Annotated in this window: 13 protein-coding genes; 10 read left to right on the plus strand and 3 right to left on the minus strand. The window is 69.9% G+C overall.

Annotated features, from left to right (window positions below):
• The 3 genes from ACFUPX_RS40025 to ACFUPX_RS40035 all read right to left on the minus strand — a co-directional run.
• A partial coding sequence (locus ACFUPX_RS40025; RefSeq protein WP_383333921.1) for an NAD(P)H-dependent oxidoreductase subunit E occupies window positions 1-621 on the minus strand: 621 nt, incomplete at its 3' end.
• 20 nt (window positions 622-641) lie between these two features.
• Entirely contained in the window at window positions 642-2,567 is a 1,926-nt protein-coding gene (locus tag ACFUPX_RS40030; RefSeq protein WP_383333923.1) for a molybdopterin oxidoreductase family protein, read from the minus strand.
• A 22-nt stretch (window positions 2,568-2,589) separates the two neighbouring features.
• Window positions 2,590-3,567 (minus strand): 2-dehydropantoate 2-reductase, encoded by a 978-nt coding sequence (locus ACFUPX_RS40035; RefSeq protein ID WP_383333925.1) that lies wholly within the window; start codon window positions 3,565-3,567, stop codon window positions 2,590-2,592.
• 215 nt (window positions 3,568-3,782) lie between these two features.
• Here ACFUPX_RS40035 and ACFUPX_RS40040 point away from each other — a divergent pair, with 215 nt between their 5' ends.
• The 10 genes from ACFUPX_RS40040 to ACFUPX_RS40085 all read left to right on the plus strand — a co-directional run bounded on the left by ACFUPX_RS40040 (window position 3,783) and on the right by ACFUPX_RS40085 (window position 17,318).
• Window positions 3,783-5,117 carry an OFA family MFS transporter gene (locus ACFUPX_RS40040; protein ID WP_383333927.1) on the plus strand — a complete coding sequence of 445 codons (1,335 nt, stop codon included), beginning with the start codon at window positions 3,783-3,785 and terminating at the stop codon, window positions 5,115-5,117.
• Window positions 5,118-5,351: 234 nt separating this feature from the next.
• A complete protein-coding gene (locus ACFUPX_RS40045; protein WP_383333929.1) occupies window positions 5,352-6,299 on the plus strand; it encodes a beta-ketoacyl-ACP synthase III in 948 nt (315 codons plus the stop codon).
• Window positions 6,300-6,408: 109 nt separating this feature from the next.
• A complete protein-coding gene (locus tag ACFUPX_RS40050) occupies window positions 6,409-7,089 on the plus strand; it encodes a GntR family transcriptional regulator (RefSeq protein ID WP_383333931.1) in 681 nt (226 codons plus the stop codon).
• Window positions 7,090-7,316: 227 nt separating this feature from the next.
• Complete coding sequence (locus tag ACFUPX_RS40055) at window positions 7,317-8,498, plus strand: ROK family protein (RefSeq protein WP_383333933.1); 1,182 nt, start codon at window positions 7,317-7,319, stop codon at window positions 8,496-8,498.
• Between the two features lie 174 nt (window positions 8,499-8,672).
• A complete protein-coding gene (locus ACFUPX_RS40060) occupies window positions 8,673-10,190 on the plus strand; it encodes a sugar ABC transporter ATP-binding protein (protein ID WP_383333935.1) in 1,518 nt (505 codons plus the stop codon).
• Entirely contained in the window at window positions 10,187-11,206 is a 1,020-nt protein-coding gene (locus tag ACFUPX_RS40065) for an ABC transporter permease (protein ID WP_383333937.1), read from the plus strand. Before ACFUPX_RS40060 ends, ACFUPX_RS40065 begins: the two co-directional genes overlap by 4 nt.
• A 34-nt stretch (window positions 11,207-11,240) precedes the next feature.
• Complete coding sequence (locus tag ACFUPX_RS40070) at window positions 11,241-12,290, plus strand: substrate-binding domain-containing protein (RefSeq protein ID WP_383333939.1); 1,050 nt, start codon at window positions 11,241-11,243, stop codon at window positions 12,288-12,290.
• A gap of 48 nt (window positions 12,291-12,338) precedes the next feature.
• Window positions 12,339-13,565: a Gfo/Idh/MocA family protein gene (locus tag ACFUPX_RS40075; protein ID WP_383333941.1), complete on the plus strand. Its 1,227-nt coding sequence runs from the start codon at window positions 12,339-12,341 to the stop codon at window positions 13,563-13,565.
• A 13-nt stretch (window positions 13,566-13,578) separates the two neighbouring features.
• Window positions 13,579-14,580, plus strand: coding sequence for a sugar phosphate isomerase/epimerase family protein (locus ACFUPX_RS40080; protein ID WP_383333943.1), 1,002 nt, complete (start codon window positions 13,579-13,581; stop codon window positions 14,578-14,580).
• Between the two features lie 242 nt (window positions 14,581-14,822).
• The gene (locus ACFUPX_RS40085; protein WP_383333945.1) at window positions 14,823-17,318 is read left to right on the plus strand and encodes a PQQ-dependent sugar dehydrogenase; all 2,496 of its coding nucleotides are present in this window, start codon (window positions 14,823-14,825) and stop codon (window positions 17,316-17,318) included.
• Window positions 17,319-17,331 lie beyond the last annotated feature (13 nt).

Consider the following 17,331-nt stretch of genomic DNA (forward strand, 5'->3'; position numbering starts at 1 on the left):
CCTCAAACGCCGGAGGGGCTGGGAATCAGCCCGTCCGGCGTTTGAGGACGAGCCGTCAAGGCGATTGGCGGTAACGCCAGGCCCCTGCGCCAGCAGGTTTTCGGGAAGGGGCGGGGTTGGGGAAAATTGAGCCGCGGGCATACCGGCCCGCACCACCAACGCCGCCGGAGCCCTCTCGCACAACCCCAGGCAGGGGCTCTGCTCGACGGCGACCCCGGACGTGGGGCCAAGGCGCGCCGACACCTCCCCGCACAGCTCGGCCCCGCCCCCGCACGCCAGATCCGTACACACCCGCACCACCGTCGCAGGACGGGGCCGCACCGAGAACATGGAGTAGAACGTGGCCACCCCGTACCCCTCCGCCGGAGGCACCATCAGCCGCCGGCAGAGATAGTCCAGACCCCCCTCGCTCACCCACCCCACGCGGTCGTTGAGCGCGTGCAGCCCCGGCAACAGCTCATCCCGCCGCTCCCGCGCCGCCCGGCCACCCCGCGCCCAGCGCAGATCCGCCTCGCTGCGGTCGGCGGCACCCTCCCACGCCGAATCGGGCGGTCCGAGTACCGCGTCCACGGCCTCCCGCTCCTCGTCCGTCGGCTTGCTGTCACCGAAGTGCAGATCCATACGTCACCTCACCCTCACCCTCACTGGCGAACCGGCACGGACAGCTTGTCGATACGTATCGCCGACGCCTTGAACTCCGCCGTGCCCGCGATCGGGCAATTGGCCTCGATCGTGAGCTGGTTGGTGTCGACCTCGTCGGGAAAGTGCATGGTCATGAAGGCCAGGCCGGGGCGGAGCCCGGGGTCCACCCACACGGGCGCCGTCACCGCGCCGCGCCGCGACGACACCCGGACCTCCTCGCCGACCACGACCCCGTACCGCTCGGCGTCCTCCGGGCACAGCTCGACGTACTCGCCGCGCCGCAGCGGAGAGGCGAAACTCCCGCTCTGCACACCGGTGTTGTAGGAGTCGAGCCGCCGACCCGTCGTCAGGCGGATCGGATAGGTCTCGTCCGTGAGGTCCACCGGCGGGTCGTGAGCGACGAGCCCGAAGGGCGCGAGCGCACCCCGCCGCTCCGGGTCCGCGTCCCACAACCGCCCGTGAAGGTACGTCGGTTCGACCCGTTCCTCCGACGGGCAGGGCCACTGGATGCCCTGAAGGGACTCCAAGCGGTCGTACGTCATGCCCCAGTGGTCCGGCGACACCGAACGCAGCTCGTCCCAGACCGCCTGAGCGTCCGCGTACTTCCAGTCGTGGCCCAGCCGTTCGGCCAGATCGCAGAGGATGTCGATGTCCTCGCGCGCCTCACCGGGCGGGCGAAGCGCCTTGCGCACCCGCTGCACCCGCCGCTCGCTGTTGGTCGTCGTGCCGTCGGTCTCCGCCCAGGCGGCGGTCGCGGGCAGCACGACATCGGCCAACTCGGCCGTCTTCGTGAGGAAGATGTCCTGTACGACGAAGAAGTCCAGGGCCCGCATCCGCCGCGTCGCCTGTTCGCTGTCTGCCTCCGACTGGGCGGGGTTCTCGCCGATGCAGTAGACGGCCTTGAGCGCCCCCTCCTCCATCGCCTCGAACATCTCCGTCAGGTTCAGCCCGTAGCGCGGCTCGATGACCGTGTCCCACGCCGTCTCGAACTTCAGCCGGGACTCCGGGTCGAGGATGTCCTGGAAGCCGGGCAGCCGGTTGGGGATCGCGCCCATGTCGCCGCCGCCCTGCACGTTGTTCTGGCCGCGCAGGGGCTGGAGGCCCGAGCCGTAGCGGCCCACGTGGCCGGTCAGGAGCGAGAGGTTGATCAGCGCGCGGACGTTGTCCGTGCCGTTGTGGTGCTCGGTGATGCCGAGCGTCCAGCACAGCTGGGCCCGCTCGGCGCGGGCGTAGGCGTGCGCCAACTCCTTGATGGCGACGGCCGGTACGCCCGTCACCTTCTCGGCGAGCGAGAGCGTCCACGGCTCGACCAGGGCCGCGTACTCCTCGAAGCCGGACGTGGCCCGCTCGACGAACGCCCGGTTGGCCAGGCCCGCGTGGATGATCTCGCGGCCGATCGCGTGCGCCATCGGGATGTCCGTGCCGACGTTCAGGCCGAGCCAGCTCTCCGCCCACTCGGCGGTCTTGGTGCGGCGCGGGTCGACCGCGTACATCCGGGCGCCGTTCCTGATGCCCTTCAGGACGTGCTGGAAGAAGATCGGGTGCGCGAAGCGGGCGTTGGAGCCCCACATCACGATCAGGTCGGTGTGTTCGACCTCTTCATAAGAAGAGGTGCCGCCGCCCGAGCCGAAGGCGGCCGAGAGACCCGCGACGCTCGGTGCGTGGCAGGTGCGGTTGCAGGAGTCGACGTTGTTCGTGCCCATCACCACGCGGGCGAACTTCTGCGCCACGTAGTTCATTTCGTTGGTGGCGCGGGCGCAGGAGAACATCCCGAACGCGCCGCGTGCCGCTCGCAGTCCGGCCGCCGTCCGGGTCAGCGCCTCGTCCCAGGTGGCCCGACGCAGCGGCTCGTCGCGCGAGTCGCGTACGAGGGGGTGGGTGAGCCGGGCGTACGTCTTGGGCACCCGGTCCCGTTTCCTGCTCATGCCGCGCTCCTCATGTTCTCGCTCATGCCGCGCTCCTCGTGCGGTCGGCCAGCAGGTCCGAGATGGCGTGGACGGTGCGCAGCGTCGGCACCGGGACCTCGGTGATCTCCGCGAGTTCCACGACGGCCGCGAGCAGCACGTCGAGTTCCAGCGGTTTGCCGCGCTCCAGGTCCTGGAGTGTGGAGGTGCGGTGGTCGCCCACGCGCTCCGCGCCCGCCAGGCGCCGTTCGACGGAGATCTCGGGGCGGCAGCCGAGTGCTGCCGCGACGGTGAGCGTCTCGTTCATCATGATCTCGATGACGCGGCGGGTGCCGCCGTGCAGGCACATCTCGCGCATCGTGGCGCGGGAGAGCGCGCTGATCGGGTTGAAGGAGATGTTGCCGAGCAGCTTGATCCAGATGTCGCCGCGCAGTTCGGGCTCGACGGGGCATTTGAGCCCGCCCGCCCGCATCGCCTCGCTGAAGGCGAGGCAGCGCTCGGAGCGCGAGCGGTCGGGCTCCCCGATGGAGAACCGGGTGCCTTCCAGGTGCCGGACGACTCCCGGGCCTTCGAGCTCCGTCGCCGCGTAGACGACACATCCGATGGCCCGCTCGGGCGCGATCACCGCACTGACCGCACCCTCGGGATCCACGCTCGCGACGCGGTGGCCGTCGTGCGGGCCGCCGTGCCGGTGGAAGTACCACCAGGGGATGCCGTTCTGGGCGGCGATCACCGCCGTCTTTTCGTGCAGGAGCGGCTCGATCAGCGGCCCGCACGCCGCGTACGAGTTGGCCTTCAGGCCCAGGAAGACGAAGTCGACGGGGCCGATGTCGGCCGGGTCGTCGGTGGCGTGGGCCCGCGCGGTGAAGTCGCCGCGTGGGCTGAGGACACGTACTCCGTGCTGCCTCATGGCCGCGAGATGCGGTCCACGGGCGACGAGATGGACGTCGGCACCGGCGCGGTGCAGCGCGGCTCCGACGTAGGCGCCGATCGCACCGGCGCCGAGGACTGCGACTTTCACGGTGGCGCGCTCCGTTCGGTTGAGGGATCCGAAGAAGGCTCAGGGTCGACGTCGCATGCCGTGACCGTGGTCATCGCATGCCATGACGGTCGATGGAATATTGTCTACAGTATGGAAGTTGGCCCAGCAAGGGGTTGCGCGGCACATTGCATACCGTCGACGGAATCGGCTCGGCCTCTTCCCAACTCCTCACTTGATTCCTACTGTTCTGGATCATGAGGCCCCCCGTCGCACCTCCGGGATGGAGCCGCTGGCTCGTACCGCCCGCCGCCCTGTCCGTCCACCTCTCGATCGGCCAGGCGTATGCCTGGAGCGTCTTCAAACCCCCGCTGGAGTCGGCGCTCGACCTCAGCGGCACGCAGAGCGCGCTCCCCTTCCAGCTCGGCATCGTGATGCTCGGGCTCTCGGCGGCCTTCGGCGGCACGCTCGTGGAGCGCAACGGCCCGCGCTGGGCGATGACGGTCGCGCTCGTCTGCTTCTCGTCCGGCTTCCTGATCGCGGCTCTCGGGGCGGCGATCAGCCAGTACTGGCTGATCGTCTTCGGCTACGGCTTCGTCGGCGGGATCGGCCTCGGCATCGGCTACATCTCACCCGTGTCGACCCTGATCAAGTGGTTCCCCGACCGCCCCGGCATGGCGACCGGCATCGCGATCATGGGTTTCGGTGGCGGCGCGCTCATCGCCTCGCCGTGGTCGGCGCAGATGCTGGACTCCTTCGGTTCGGACTCCGACGGCATCGCGCTCGCCTTCCTGGTGCACGGCCTCACGTACGCCCTCTTCATGGCGCTCGGCGTGTTCCTCGTGCGGGTGCCGCGTACGGAAGGGGCACGGGCGCCCGGCGCCCCCGGTGTGCTCGACGGGCCGCAGGTGTCCGCGAAGGCCGCCGTACGCACGCCCCAGTTCTGGTGCCTGTGGATCGTGCTCTGCATGAACGTGACCGCGGGCATCGGCATCCTGGAGAAGGCGGCGCCGATGATCACCGACTTCTTCTCCGACACCGCGACGCCGGTCTCGGCCGCCGCCGCGGCGGGCTTCGTCGCCCTGCTCTCCGCCGCCAACATGGCCGGACGCATCGGCTGGTCGTCGGCGTCCGACCTGATCGGCCGCAAGAACGTCTACCGCGTCTACCTGGGCGTCGGCGCACTGATGTACCTGCTGATCGTCCAGTTCGGGGACGCCTCGAAACCGCTCTTCATCGGCTGTGCGCTGGTGATCCTCTCCTTCTACGGAGGCGGCTTCGCGACGATTCCCGCGTATCTGAAGGATCTCTTCGGCACGTACCAGGTCGGCGCGATCCACGGCCGTCTCCTCACCGCCTGGTCCACGGCGGGCGTCCTCGGTCCGCTGATCGTGAACTGGGTCGCCGACCGGCAGGAAGAGGTCGGCAAACACGGGGCGGGGCTCTACGGCCTCTCCCTCACGATCATGATCGGGCTGCTTGTCGTCGGATTCGTGGCGAACGAGTTCGTCCGTCCCGTCCACGCCCGCCACCACATCCCCGCCCCGAGGGAGGCCACCCATGACGACACCGACCAGCACGCCGCAAAGTAGCCCGCCGCGCCGTCGTGCCCTGATCGTCGGTGCTTGGCTCTGGGTGGGGCTTCCGCTCGCATATGGGGTGTATGAACTCGTACACAAGGCCACACAGCTGTTCACCGGGTAACGCGATGATGAGAAGTGTCCAAACCCCACGCCCGTTTCCTGTTGCTTTACGTGTCCCGTTACCGGTGAGTCGCTGACCAGACTGGACGGTCCCGCATCTCCGGCATCAAGGGGGACCCGTTCATGCACGGCTCACGCATCGCCGCCGTCGGCCACTACCAGCCCGCCAAGATCCTCACCAACGAGGACCTGGCGGGCATGGTCGACACCAGCGACGAGTGGATCCGCTCCCGCGTGGGCATCCGGACCCGCCACATCGCCGGACCCCAGGAGCCGGTCGACGAGCTCGCCGCGCACGCCGGGGCCAAGGCCGTGGCCGCCGCGGGTCTGGCGCCCGACGCGATCGACCTCGTCCTCGTCGCCACCTCCACCGCGATCGACCGCTCGCCGAACATGGCGGCGCGGGTGGCGGCCCGCCTGGGCATCCCCTCGCCGGCCGCCATGGACATCAACGTCGTGTGCGCGGGCTTCACGCACGCGCTCGCCACGGCCGACCACGCCGTGCGGGCCGGGGGCGCCACCCGCGTCCTGGTGATCGGCGCCGACAAGATGTCCGAGGTGGCCGACTGGACGGACCGCACCACGTGCGTCCTGGTCGGGGACGGAGCGGGCGCGGCCGTCGTCGAGGCCTGCGGCCCGGACGAGGAGCCCGGCATCGGCCCCGTGCTCTGGGGCTCGGTGCCCGAGATGGGCAACGCCGTCCGGATCGAGGGCACGCCTCCGCGGTTCGCGCAGGAGGGGCAGAGCGTCTACCGCTGGGCGACGACGCAGCTGCCGCCGCTCGCCCGCAAGGCCTGCGAGCGGGCCGGTCTCACGCCGCAGGACCTGGCGGCGGTCGTCCTGCACCAGGCCAACCTGCGCATCATCGAGCCGCTCGCCGAGCGGATCGGCGCGGTCAACGCGGTCGTCGCGCGCGACGTCGTGAACTCGGGCAACACCTCGGCCGGCAGCATCCCGCTCGCCCTGTCCAAGCTGGTGGAGCGCGGGGAGATCGTCCACGGCGATCCGGTGCTGCTCTTCGGCTTCGGCGGCAACCTTTCGTACGCGGGCCAGGTCATCCGCTGCCCGTAATGCGGCGATCCCCGGCGCCGCATCGTGTGACCGGACCAACTCCCCCTGGTGCTGGCCATTGTGCTCAGTAGACTGTAGACAAAAGGCAATCGTCGAGGAGGGGACCGCGATGTTGTCCACAGGACTGCCGCAGGGGGCGGTGCCCAAGCTGGAACGCCCCGGTCCGCTCCGGGAGCGGGTCTACGAGGCACTGCTCGAACTGATCACGACCCGTGCGCTCCAGCCGGGCCAGCACCTCGTGGAGAGCGAACTGGCCGGGCACCTGGGGGTGTCGCGGCAGCCGGTGCGCGAGGCGCTCCAGCGGCTCAACACCGAGGGCTGGGTCGATCTGCGCCCCGCGCAGGGCGCGTTCGTGCACGAGCCCACCGAGGAGGAGGCGGACCAGCTCCTCACGGTCCGTACGCTCCTGGAGGCGGAGGCCGCCCGGCTCGCCGCGGCCAACACGGGCACCGCCGGGATCACCGCCCTGGAAGAGCTGTGCGCCAAGGGCGAGCAGGCCGTCGCGGACGGCGACGTGGACCTGGTGGTGGCCACCAACGCGGCCTTCCACGCCAAGGTGATGGAGCTCGCCGGAAACGTCGTCCTCGCCGAACTCGCCGGGCAGGTGGACCGCCGCGTGCGCTGGTACTACACCCCGGTGGCCCGCCAGCGCGGCAAGCAGTCCTGGATCGAGCACCGGCAGCTGATCGCGGCGATCGCCGAGCGCGACGAGCGCGGGGCCACCGAGATCATGCGCGCCCACACGGAGCACACGCGCGAGACGTACCACCAGCGGGACCGCGACTCCTGACGCGTCGGCCCGAAGGTCTTACGGGGGCGGACGGGGACACGTCTGTCCGCCTCTTTGTCCTGTGACTGGAGAAAGTCATGGGTAATTCGTGCGCAACTTCTTCCCACTCCCGGCAGGCGCTGCTACGTTCCCCTCGAAAGCCCGACGCGACGGCGAAAATCCGCCGCTGCGGGACGAGTTGGACGACGTGAGTTGCCCACTGAGGCGGGGAGGGGCGCGTGAGACGTATGACGGCTCGACCCGCCAATGCGCACCAGGCGCGACTGCTGCGGCTGCTGCGTGACGGAGGGCCCAACTCCCGCGCCCAGCTGGGCGATCAGGTCGACCTCTCGCGGTCGAAGCTGGCCGTCGAGGTGGACCGGCTCCTGGAGACCGGACTCGTGGTCGCCGACGGACTCGCCGCCTCGCGCGGCGGCCGCCGCTCCCACAACATCCGCCTGGCCCCGGGCCTGCGCTTCCTCGGCGTGGACATCGGCGCGACCTCGGTCGACGTAGCGGTGACCAATGCCGAGCTGGAGGTACTCGGCCACATCAACCAGCCCATGGACGTGCGCGAAGGCCCTGTCGCGGTCTTCGAGCAAGTCCTCGCCATGGCAGCCAAGTTGAAGGCCTCCGGGCTCGCGGAAGGGTTCGACGGCGCCGGGATCGGCGTCCCGGGCCCCGTCCGCTTCCCCGAGGGCGTCCCGGTCGCCCCGCCGATCATGCCGGGGTGGGACGGCTTCCCCGTACGGGAGGCCATCAGCCAGGATCTCGGCTGCCCCGTCATGGTCGACAACGACGTGAACCTGATGGCGATGGGGGAGCAGCACGCGGGCGTCGCACGCTCCGTGGGCGACTTCCTCTGCGTCAAGATCGGCACCGGCATCGGCTGCGGGATCGTCGTCGGCGGTGAGGTCTACCGAGGGGTGACCGGCAGCGCGGGCGACATCGGCCACATCCAGGTCGAACCGGACGGACGGCCCTGCGCCTGCGGCAACAAGGGCTGCCTCGAAGCGTACTTCAGCGGCGCGGCGCTCGCCCGCGACGCGGAGGACGCCGTCGGCCAAGGGCTCTCCCAGGAGCTCGCGACGCGCCTGGAAGCCGCCGGGAAGCTCAGCGCGGCCGACGTCTCCGCGGCTGCCGCCGCCGGGGACGCCACAGCGCTCGACCTCATCCGCGCGGGCGGCAACCGCACGGGCCAGGTCATCGCGGGCCTCGTCAGCTTCTTCAACCCGGGCCTCGTGGTGATCGGCGGCGGTGTGACCGGCCTCGGCCATACGCTGCTCGCCGCCATCCGCACGCAGGTCTACCGCCAGTCGCTGCCCCTGGCGACCGGCAACCTCCCCATCGTCCTAGGCGAGTTGGGACCGACCGCCGGAGTCATCGGCGGCGCCCGGCTCATCAGCGACCACCTGTTCTCACCGGCCTGACCGTCACGTACGACCCGTAGCACTGCCCGTACGACGCCACGCACCTCACCCAGTACAGCGCACTGCCTCGCCCTGCCCCGAAACAGGCTCCGCCCTCATCAGGGCCACGCCACCGCCCTACCCCGCCCTGCCCTGAAACCGGCCGCACCCGCCGACCCGCCCAAGGGAACCGTCATGGCACCAGAACCACCACTGCTCACCATGTCCGGCATCACCAAGTCGTTCCCCGGCGTCCGCGCCCTCGACGGCGTCGACCTCGAGGTCCAGGCCGGTGAAGTGCACTGCCTCCTCGGCCAGAACGGCGCCGGGAAGTCCACGCTCATCAAGGTCCTCGCCGGGGCGCACCAACCCGACGACGGCGAGATCACCTGGCGCGGCGAGCGCACCACGCTCAAGTCGCCCATCGCCGCCATGCGCCTGGGCATCGCCACCATCTACCAGGAGCTCGATCTGGTGGAGCACCTGTCCGTCGCCGAGAACGTTTACCTCGGGCATGAGCCGACCGCGGCCGGTTTCGTCGTGAAGGGGCGCGAGGCCAAGGTCTCAACTGCCGCCTTGCTGGGGCGACTCGGCCACGGTGAGATCGACCCGGGAAAACTCGTCGGTGAACTCTCCGCCGCCCATCAGCAGATCGTCTCCATGGCCCGCGCGCTCTCCCACGAAGTGCGCCTCATCGTCATGGACGAGCCGTCGGCCGCCCTCGACCCGGACGAGGTCGACAACCTCTTCCGCATCGTCGGCGACCTCACGGCGGACGGCGTCGCCGTCGTCTACATCTCCCACCGCCTCGAAGAGATCCGCCGCATCGGCGATCGCGTCACCGTCCTCAAGGACGGCCGGGCGGTGGCGGGCGGACTCCCCGCCAAGGAGACCCCGACCCGCGAGGTCGTGGCCCTGATGACGGGCCGCAACGTCGAGTACGTCTTCCCGGACAGGCCGACCGAACCACCCACCACAGACGTGGTGTTGAAGGTCACTGGCCTCACCCGCACCGGTGAGTTCGAACCCCTCGACCTCGAACTGCGCCCCGGTGAGATCGTGGGCCTGGCCGGGCTCGTCGGCTCCGGACGCTCCGAGATCCTGGAGACCATCTACGGCGCGCGCAAGGCGACCGGTGGTCACGTGACGATCGGCGGCAAGGCGTTGAAGCCCGGCAGCGTGCGCGCCGCCGTCCGCGCGGGGCTCGGCCTGGCCCCCGAGGAGCGCAAGGCGCAGGCCCTGCTGATGCTGGAGTCCGTCACCAACAACGTGTCGGTCTCCACCATGTCCCGCTTCTCGCGCGGTGGTTGGGTCGACCGGGGTGCCGAGAGGAAGGCCGCCCAGAAGGCCACCCGCGAGCTGTCCCTGCGCCCCGACAACCCCTCCGCGCCGGTGCGCACCCTCTCCGGCGGCAACCAGCAAAAGGCCGTCCTGGCCCGCTGGCTGCTCCGCGGCTGCCGCGTCCTGCTGCTCGACGAGCCGACCCGCGGCGTGGACGTCGGCGCCCGCGCCGAGCTGTACGCCGTGATCCGCCGCCTGGCCGACGACGGCCTCGCCGTCCTGCTCGTCTCCAGCGAAGTGCCCGAAGTCCTGGGCCTCGCCGACCGCGTCCTGGTCCTGCGCGAGGGGCGCGTCGTCCATACGGCCCCCGCCCGTGACCTGGACGAACACCGCGTACTCGACCTCGTACTCGAAGGGAGCCCGGCGTCATGACGCAGCCCGCATCGCCGCCACGGCCCGACGCATCGAAGAGTCAACCGGCGGACGGCGCAAGCCCGTTGCGGATCATCGCCGCACGTGCCGACGTGCGGACGCTGTCCCTGCTCGGTGTGCTCGCCGTCCTGATCCTGATCGGCGGCATCACCCAGCCCGACTCGTTCCTCGACACCGACAACGTCCAGCTGATCCTGACCCAGGCGTCCGTCATCGGCGTCGTCACGGTCGGCATGACCTTCGTGATCATCTCCGGTGGCATCGACCTGTCGGTCGGCGCGATCGTCGCGCTCGCCTCGGTGTGGGCGACGACGGTCGCCACCCAGGAGTACGGCGTGGCGGGCATCCTGTTCACCGCTGTGATCGTCGGCATGGCCTGCGGCCTCGTCAACGGAATGCTCATCGCGTACGGCGGGATGGTGCCGTTCATCGCGACCCTCGCCATGCTGGCATCGGGCCGGGGCCTCGCGCTGGAGATCACCGACGGCAAGACCCAAATGGTCACCGTGGACGGGGTGTTGAAGCTCGGCGAGCGCGACTCCTACATCCTCGGCATACCGCCGCTCGTGCTCGTCTTCGCGGCCGTCACCGTCGTCGGCTGGCTGCTCCTGAACCGCACCACCTTCGGGCGGCGCTCGGTCGCGGTCGGCGGCAACGCCGAAGCGGCGCGGCTCGCCGGCATCGACGTACGCAGGCAGCGTCTCTACCTCTACCTGCTCTCCGGGCTCTGCTGCGGCATCGCGGCCTTCATGCTGATCATCCTCTCCGGGTCGGGCCAGAACACCAACGGCAATCTCTACGAGCTCGACGCGATCGCCGCCGCGATCATCGGCGGCACCCTGCTCACCGGCGGCCGGGGCACCATCATCGGCTCCGTGCTCGGCGTACTGATCTTCATCACGATCCAGAACATCTTCGCGCTCAACAACCTGGAGACCGCCGTCCAGCAGATCGCCAAGGGGGCGATCATCGTCGCCGCGGTCCTTGTCCAGCGGCGCACGTCCTCCCATACCTGACCCGCAGACCCGCAGACCCGAAGGGTTCACCGCCATGCCAGAGACATCCCCATTCGCGAGCCGCAGAGGACTGCTCTTCGGAGCCGCCGCCCTGTCGTCAGGTGCCCTCATCACGGGGTGCACCAGCAATGACGCCAAGGACGAGGACTCGGACGACAAGAGCCAGCAGGTCGCCGACAACAAGCCCGGCAAGAAGGTCACCATCGGCTTCGCGGGACCGCAGGCCGACCACGGCTGGCTCAACGCGATCAACGACAACGCCAAGGAGCGGGCGAAGAAGTACTCGGACGTCACCCTGGAGGCCACCGAGGGCTCGAACGACACCGCCGCCCAGATCGGCCAGGTCGAGACGCTGATCAACAAGAAGGTCGACGTCCTGGTGATCCTGCCGGCCGACGGCAAGGCGCTCACCCAGGTCGGCCTGAAGGCGATGAAGGCGGGCATACCCGTCGTCAACCTCGACCGCGTCTTCGCCTCGCCGCAGGCCTACCGCTGCTGGGTCGGCGGCGACAACTACGGCATGGGCCTGAGCGCGGGCCACTACATCGGCGAGAAGCTCAAGGACAAGAAGAGCGCCAAGGTCGTCGAGCTGGCGGGCCTCGACAACCTCGAACTGACCAAGCAGCGCTCGAAGGGCTTCGACGACGCCCTGAAGAACTACTCGAACATCGAGAAGGTCGCCCGGCAGGCAGCCGACTTCACCGTCGAGTCGGGACAGTCGAAGATGTCGCAGCTCCTCCAGGCGCAGAAGAACTTCGACGCCCTGTGGAACCACGACGACGACCAGGGCGTGGGCGCCCTGCGCGCCATCAAGCAGGCGGGACGCGACGACTTCCTGATGGTCGGCGGCGCGGGCGCGCTCTCCGCGATGCAGGCCATCGAGTCCGACGACAGCGTGCTCAAGGCCACCGTGCTCTACCCGCCGACCATGGCCGCGTCCGCCATCGACCTGGCGCGTGCGCTCGGGCAGAGCAAGGGCATCAGCGGCATGGCCGAGTTCGAGATCCCGGCCTTCATCACCCTCTACTCGGCCGTCGTCGACAAGGAAAACGTCGGCAAGTACATGTCCACCGGCTTCAAGTGATGCGCGCGTCCGCACCCCCCACCGAGCGTTTACGAGGAGGAGTACCGCATGCGTGAGACGGAACACGAGGCTGAGACCGGTAAGCGGCCATTGGGGGTGGGCATGGTCGGATACTCCTTCATGGGCGCCGCCCACTCCCAGGGCTGGCGCACCGTCGGACGCGTCTTCGATCTGCCCCTGCGGCCGGTCCTCTCGGCGGTCTGCGGACGCGACGGCTCCGCCGTGCGCGCCGCGGCGGACCGCCTCGGGTGGGCGGCGGCGGAGACCGACTGGCGCGCACTCGTGGCCCGTGACGACGTCGACATCATCGACATCTGCACCCCCGGCGACAGCCATGCGGAGATCGCGATCGCCGCGCTCGACGCCGGCAAGCACGTGCTGTGCGAGAAGCCGCTCGCCAACACCGTCGAGGAGGCCGAGGCGATGGTCGAGGCCGCCGAACGGGCCCGCACGCGGGGGCAGGTGGCGATGGTCGGCTTCAACTACCGCCGCGTTCCCGCCCTCGCGCTCGCCCGGCAGATGGTCGCCGAGGGGCGCCTGGGCACGCTGCGGCACGTGCGGCTCAGCTACCTCCAGGACTGGCTGGTCGACCCCGGCTTCCCGCTGACGTGGCGGCTGCGGAAGGACCGCGCGGGTTCGGGCGCGCTCGGCGACCTGGGCGCGCACATCGTGGACCTCGCGCAGTACCTGGTGGGGGAGCCGGTGGCGGGCGTCTCGGCGCTGACCGAGACGTTCGTACGGGAGCGGCCGCTGCTCGACGGGGCGTCGAGCGGGCTCACGGCGGCGGGCGGCGCCGCGACCGGCCAGGTCACGGTGGACGACGCGGCGGTCTTCACCGGCCGCTTCCCGTCGGGCGCCCTCGCCTCGTTCGAGGCGACCCGCTTCGCGGCGGGCCGCAAGAACGCGCTGAGGCTCGAACTCAACGGCTCCGAAGGGTCGTTGGCATTCGACCTGGAGCGCCTGAACGAGCTCTCCTTCCACGACCACACGGAGCCCGCCACGTCATCGGGCTTCCGTCGCATCCTGGTGACCGAGCCGGGACATCCGTATCTGGAGGCCTGGTGGCCGCCGGGCCACGGACTCGGCTACGAGCACACGTTCGTGCACCAGGCCCGCGATCTGCTGCACGCCATCGCCACCGGGGAGCAGCCCGAACCGTCCTTCGCGGCGGGGCTCTCGGTGCAGCGGGTGCTCGCCGCGGTCGAGGAGAGCGCGGCGAAGAACTCGGTCTACACCGTCATCGCTTCCGCCCCCGTCACCCCCGTCACGGTCTGAGGAGGCCCCGTTCATGCCCCGCGACTTCACGCTGTTCACCGGCCAGTGGGCCGACCTGCCCCTCGAAGAGGTCTGCCGTCTCGCCCGCGACTTCGGCTACGACGGCCTCGAACTCGCCTGCTGGGGCGACCACTTCGAGGTCGACAAGGCGCTGAGCGACCGCTCCTACCTGGACTCGCGACGCCAGCTCCTCGACAAGTACGGCCTCAAGTGCTGGGCCATCTCCAACCACCTGGTCGGGCAGGCCGTCTGTGACGCGATCATCGACGAGCGGCATCAGGCGATCCTGCCCGCCCGCATCTGGGGCGACGGCGAGGCGGAGGGCGTGCGGCAGCGGGCCGCCCGCGAGATCGAGGACACGGCACGCGCGGCGGCGGCCTTCGGCGTCGACACGGTCGTCGGTTTCACGGGCTCGTCGATCTGGCATCTGGTGGCGATGTTCCCGCCGGTGCCTCAGACGATGATCGAGCGCGGCTACGACGACTTCGCCGAGCGCTGGAACCCGATCCTGGATGTCTTCGACGTACAGGGCGTGCGCTTCGCCCACGAGGTGCACCCCTCCGAGATCGCCTACGACTACTGGACGACGCACCGTGCGCTGGAGGCGGTCGGTCACCGCGCCGCCTTCGGGCTCAACTTCGATCCCTCGCACTTCGTGTGGCAGGACCTGGACCCGGTCGGCTTCCTCTACGACTTCCGGGACCGGATCTACCACGTCGACTGCAAGGAGGCCAGGCGCCGGCTGGACGGCCGCAACGGCCGCCTGGGCTCGCACCTGCCCTGGGGCGACCCGCGCCGCGGCTGGGACTTCGTGTCGGCGGGCCACGGGGACGTCCCCTGGGAGGACGTGTTCCGGATGCTCGGCTCGATCGCCTACGAGGGGCCGGTCTCGGTGGAGTGGGAGGACGCGGGCATGGACCGCCTCCAGGGGGCGCCCGAGGCGCTTCGCAAGCTGAAGGCATTCGACTTCGAGCCGCCGACGGCTTCGTTCGACGCGGCCTTCGGCGGGAACTGAGCCGCCGCGAACCGAGCGCCCGCGACCGGTACTCGCGCGGTACTCACGCACAGCCACTTTGTCCTGACCAAGGAAAAAGCTGAACTTCATTGCTGTGCAAGGGCTTTCCGTCCAAGACAAACGTGGCTACCGTCCCTGATGTGTACAGGACATGAACCTTCCCCGGGGTGACGGCGCACCCCGGAGCCCGGCGCCCCCGCACCACACCCGCGTACGACCGTCCCCCTTCCGGAGGAACCCCCGTGCACAGGAAACGCCTGAGATTCCGCAAGACCCTCGCGCTCTTCACCGGCACCCTGCTGGCCGGTGCCACGCTCACCCTCGCCGTCCCCACCGCCAACGCCGCCGACCCGGAGGCCGTCCGCGCCGCCCAGGCCCAGGCGGACAAGGCGGCCGCGGGCAAGGACGCCGCGGCCGAGGACTTCCAGCAGGTCACCCTCGCCAAGGGCGAGACCGAGACCGGCGAGCCCATGACCCTCGCCGTCCTGCCCGACCGCTCGGTCCTGCACACCTCCCGCGACGGCACGCTGCGCCTCACGGACGCCGCGGGCAACACCAAGATCGCGGGCAAGATACCGGTCTACTCGCACGACGAAGAGGGCCTCCAGGGCGTCGGCCTCGACCCCAAGTTCACCGAGAACCGGGCGATCTACCTCTACTACGCGCCCCCGCTCGACACCCCGGCGGGCGACGCCCCGGAGACCGGCACGGCCGAGGACTTCAAGAAGTTCGACGGCGTCAACCGCCTCTCCCGCTTCGTCCTGAAGACCGACGGCACCCTCGACAACGCCAGCGAGAAGAAGGTCCTCGACGTCCCCGCGAGCCGCGGCATCTGCTGCCACGTCGGCGGCGACATCGACTTCGACAAGGACGGCAACCTCTACCTCTCGACCGGCGACGACTCCAACCCCTTCGCCTCCGACGGCTTCTCGCCCCTCGACGAGCGCGCGGACCGCAACCCCGCCTTCGACGCCCGTCGCAGCGCCGGCAACAGCAACGACCTGCGTGGCAAGATCCTGCGCGTCAAGGTCGCCGACGACGGCTCGTACACCGTCCCGGACGGCAACCTCTTCGCCCCGGGCACGGACAAGACCCGCCCCGAGATCTACGCGATGGGCTTCCGCAACCCCTTCCGCATGAGCGTCGACAAGCCCACCGGCACGGTGTACGTGGGCGACTACGGACCCGACGCGGGAGCGGCCGACCCCAAGCGCGGCCCCGCGGGCCAGGTCGAGTTCGCCCGCGTGACCAAGCCGGGCAACTTCGGCTGGCCGTACTGCACCGGCAAGAACGACGCGTACATCGACTACGACTTCGCCACGCAGACCTCCGGCGCCGCCTTCGACTGCGCCGCGCCGAAGAACACTTCCGTGCGCAACACCGGCATCACCGACCTGCCGGCCGCGCAGGAAGCCTGGATCCCCTACGACGGCGGATCCGTCCCCGAGTTCGGCTCCGGCTCCGAGTCCCCGATGGGCGGCCCCGTCTACCGCTACGACGCGGCGAACACCTCCCCGGTGAAGTTCCCGGAGGCCTACGACGGTGACTTCTTCGCCGGTGAGTTCGGACGGCGCTGGATCAAGCGCATCGAGCAGGGCGCGGACGGCACGGTCTCGAAGATCAACCCGTTCCCCTGGACCGGCACCCAGATCATGGACATGGAGTTCGGCCCCGACGGCGCGCTGTACGTCCTTGACTACGGCACCGCCTGGTTCGGCGGCGACGAGAACTCCGGTCTCTTCCGCATCGAGAACGCCACCGACGGCCACTCCCCGGTCGTCGAGGCGAGCGCGTCCGTCACCAGCGGCCAGGCCCCGCTCAAGACCAAGTTCACCGCGAAGGCCACGGACGCCGACGGCGGCACGCTGACCTACGCGTGGGACTTCGGCGACGGCGGCAAGTCGACCCAGCAGAACCCCTCGTACACGTACAAGAAGAACGGCGTCTACACCGCGACCGTGACCGTCAAGGACTCCACCGGGCGCACCGGTTCGGCCAGCGCGCACGTCACCGTCGGCAACACCGCGCCCAAGGTCACCCTGGAACTCCCGGGTGACGGGCAGCTGTTCACCTTCGGCGACAAGGTGCCCTTCAAGGTGAAGGTGACCGACAAGGAAGACGGCCCGATCGACTGCACCAAGGTCAAGGTCACCCACATCCTGGGCCACGACAGCCACGGCCACCCGGTGACCACGGCCAACGGCTGCGAGGGCACCCTCCAGACGTCCGCGGACGGCGAGCACGACCCGAACGCCAACATCTTCGGGGTCTTCGACGCCGAGTACACGGACAAGGGCGCCAACGGCCAGCCCGCGCTGACCACCCACGACCAGAACGTCGTCCAGCCCAAGCAGCGCCAGGGAGAGCACTTCAACGACTCCAAGGGCGTCTCGGTGACCAACCACACCCCGGCGCACGGCGGCAAGACGGTCGGCGACATCAACAACGGCGACTGGATCTCCTTCAAGCCCTACATCCTCGCCAACGCCACCAAGCTGACCGCGCGCGTCGCGTCGGCCGGCGCGGGCGGCACGCTCGAGGTCCGCAGCGGATCGGCCACCGGCAGGCTCCTGGGCAAGGCCAAGGTCGCACCGACCGGCGGGTGGGAGACGTACGTGGACGTGAGCGCGACCCTGTCCAAGGCGCCGAAGAAGACCACGACGCTCTTCCTGGTCTTCAAGGGGCAGGGCACCGGAGCCCTGTATGACGTCGACGACTTCACCTTCACCACGAGCTGAGGAAGGGGTCACC

Source organism: Streptomyces sp. NPDC057302 (assembly GCF_042667685.1).
Classification (GTDB): Bacteria; Actinomycetota; Actinomycetes; order Streptomycetales; family Streptomycetaceae; genus Streptomyces.

Bases quoted from the DNA above. Each gene is read 5' to 3' on its own strand.
- ACFUPX_RS40055 (WP_383333933.1), top strand. From the start codon at position 7,317: ATGACGGCTCGACCCGCCAATGCGCACCAGGCGCGACTGCTGCGGCTG.
- ACFUPX_RS40080 (WP_383333943.1), top strand. From the start codon at position 13,579: ATGCCCCGCGACTTCACGCTGTTCACCGGCCAGTGGGCCGACCTGCCC.
- ACFUPX_RS40060 (WP_383333935.1), top strand. From the start codon at position 8,673: ATGGCACCAGAACCACCACTGCTCACCATGTCCGGCATCACCAAGTCG.
- ACFUPX_RS40040 (WP_383333927.1), top strand. From the start codon at position 3,783: ATGAGGCCCCCCGTCGCACCTCCGGGATGGAGCCGCTGGCTCGTACCG.
- ACFUPX_RS40050 (WP_383333931.1), top strand. From the start codon at position 6,409: ATGTTGTCCACAGGACTGCCGCAGGGGGCGGTGCCCAAGCTGGAACGC.
- ACFUPX_RS40075 (WP_383333941.1), top strand. From the start codon at position 12,339: ATGCGTGAGACGGAACACGAGGCTGAGACCGGTAAGCGGCCATTGGGG.
- ACFUPX_RS40070 (WP_383333939.1), top strand. From the start codon at position 11,241: ATGCCAGAGACATCCCCATTCGCGAGCCGCAGAGGACTGCTCTTCGGA.
- ACFUPX_RS40030 (WP_383333923.1), bottom strand. From the start codon at position 2,567: ATGAGCAGGAAACGGGACCGGGTGCCCAAGACGTACGCCCGGCTCACC.
- ACFUPX_RS40045 (WP_383333929.1), top strand. From the start codon at position 5,352: ATGCACGGCTCACGCATCGCCGCCGTCGGCCACTACCAGCCCGCCAAG.
- ACFUPX_RS40065 (WP_383333937.1), top strand. From the start codon at position 10,187: ATGACGCAGCCCGCATCGCCGCCACGGCCCGACGCATCGAAGAGTCAA.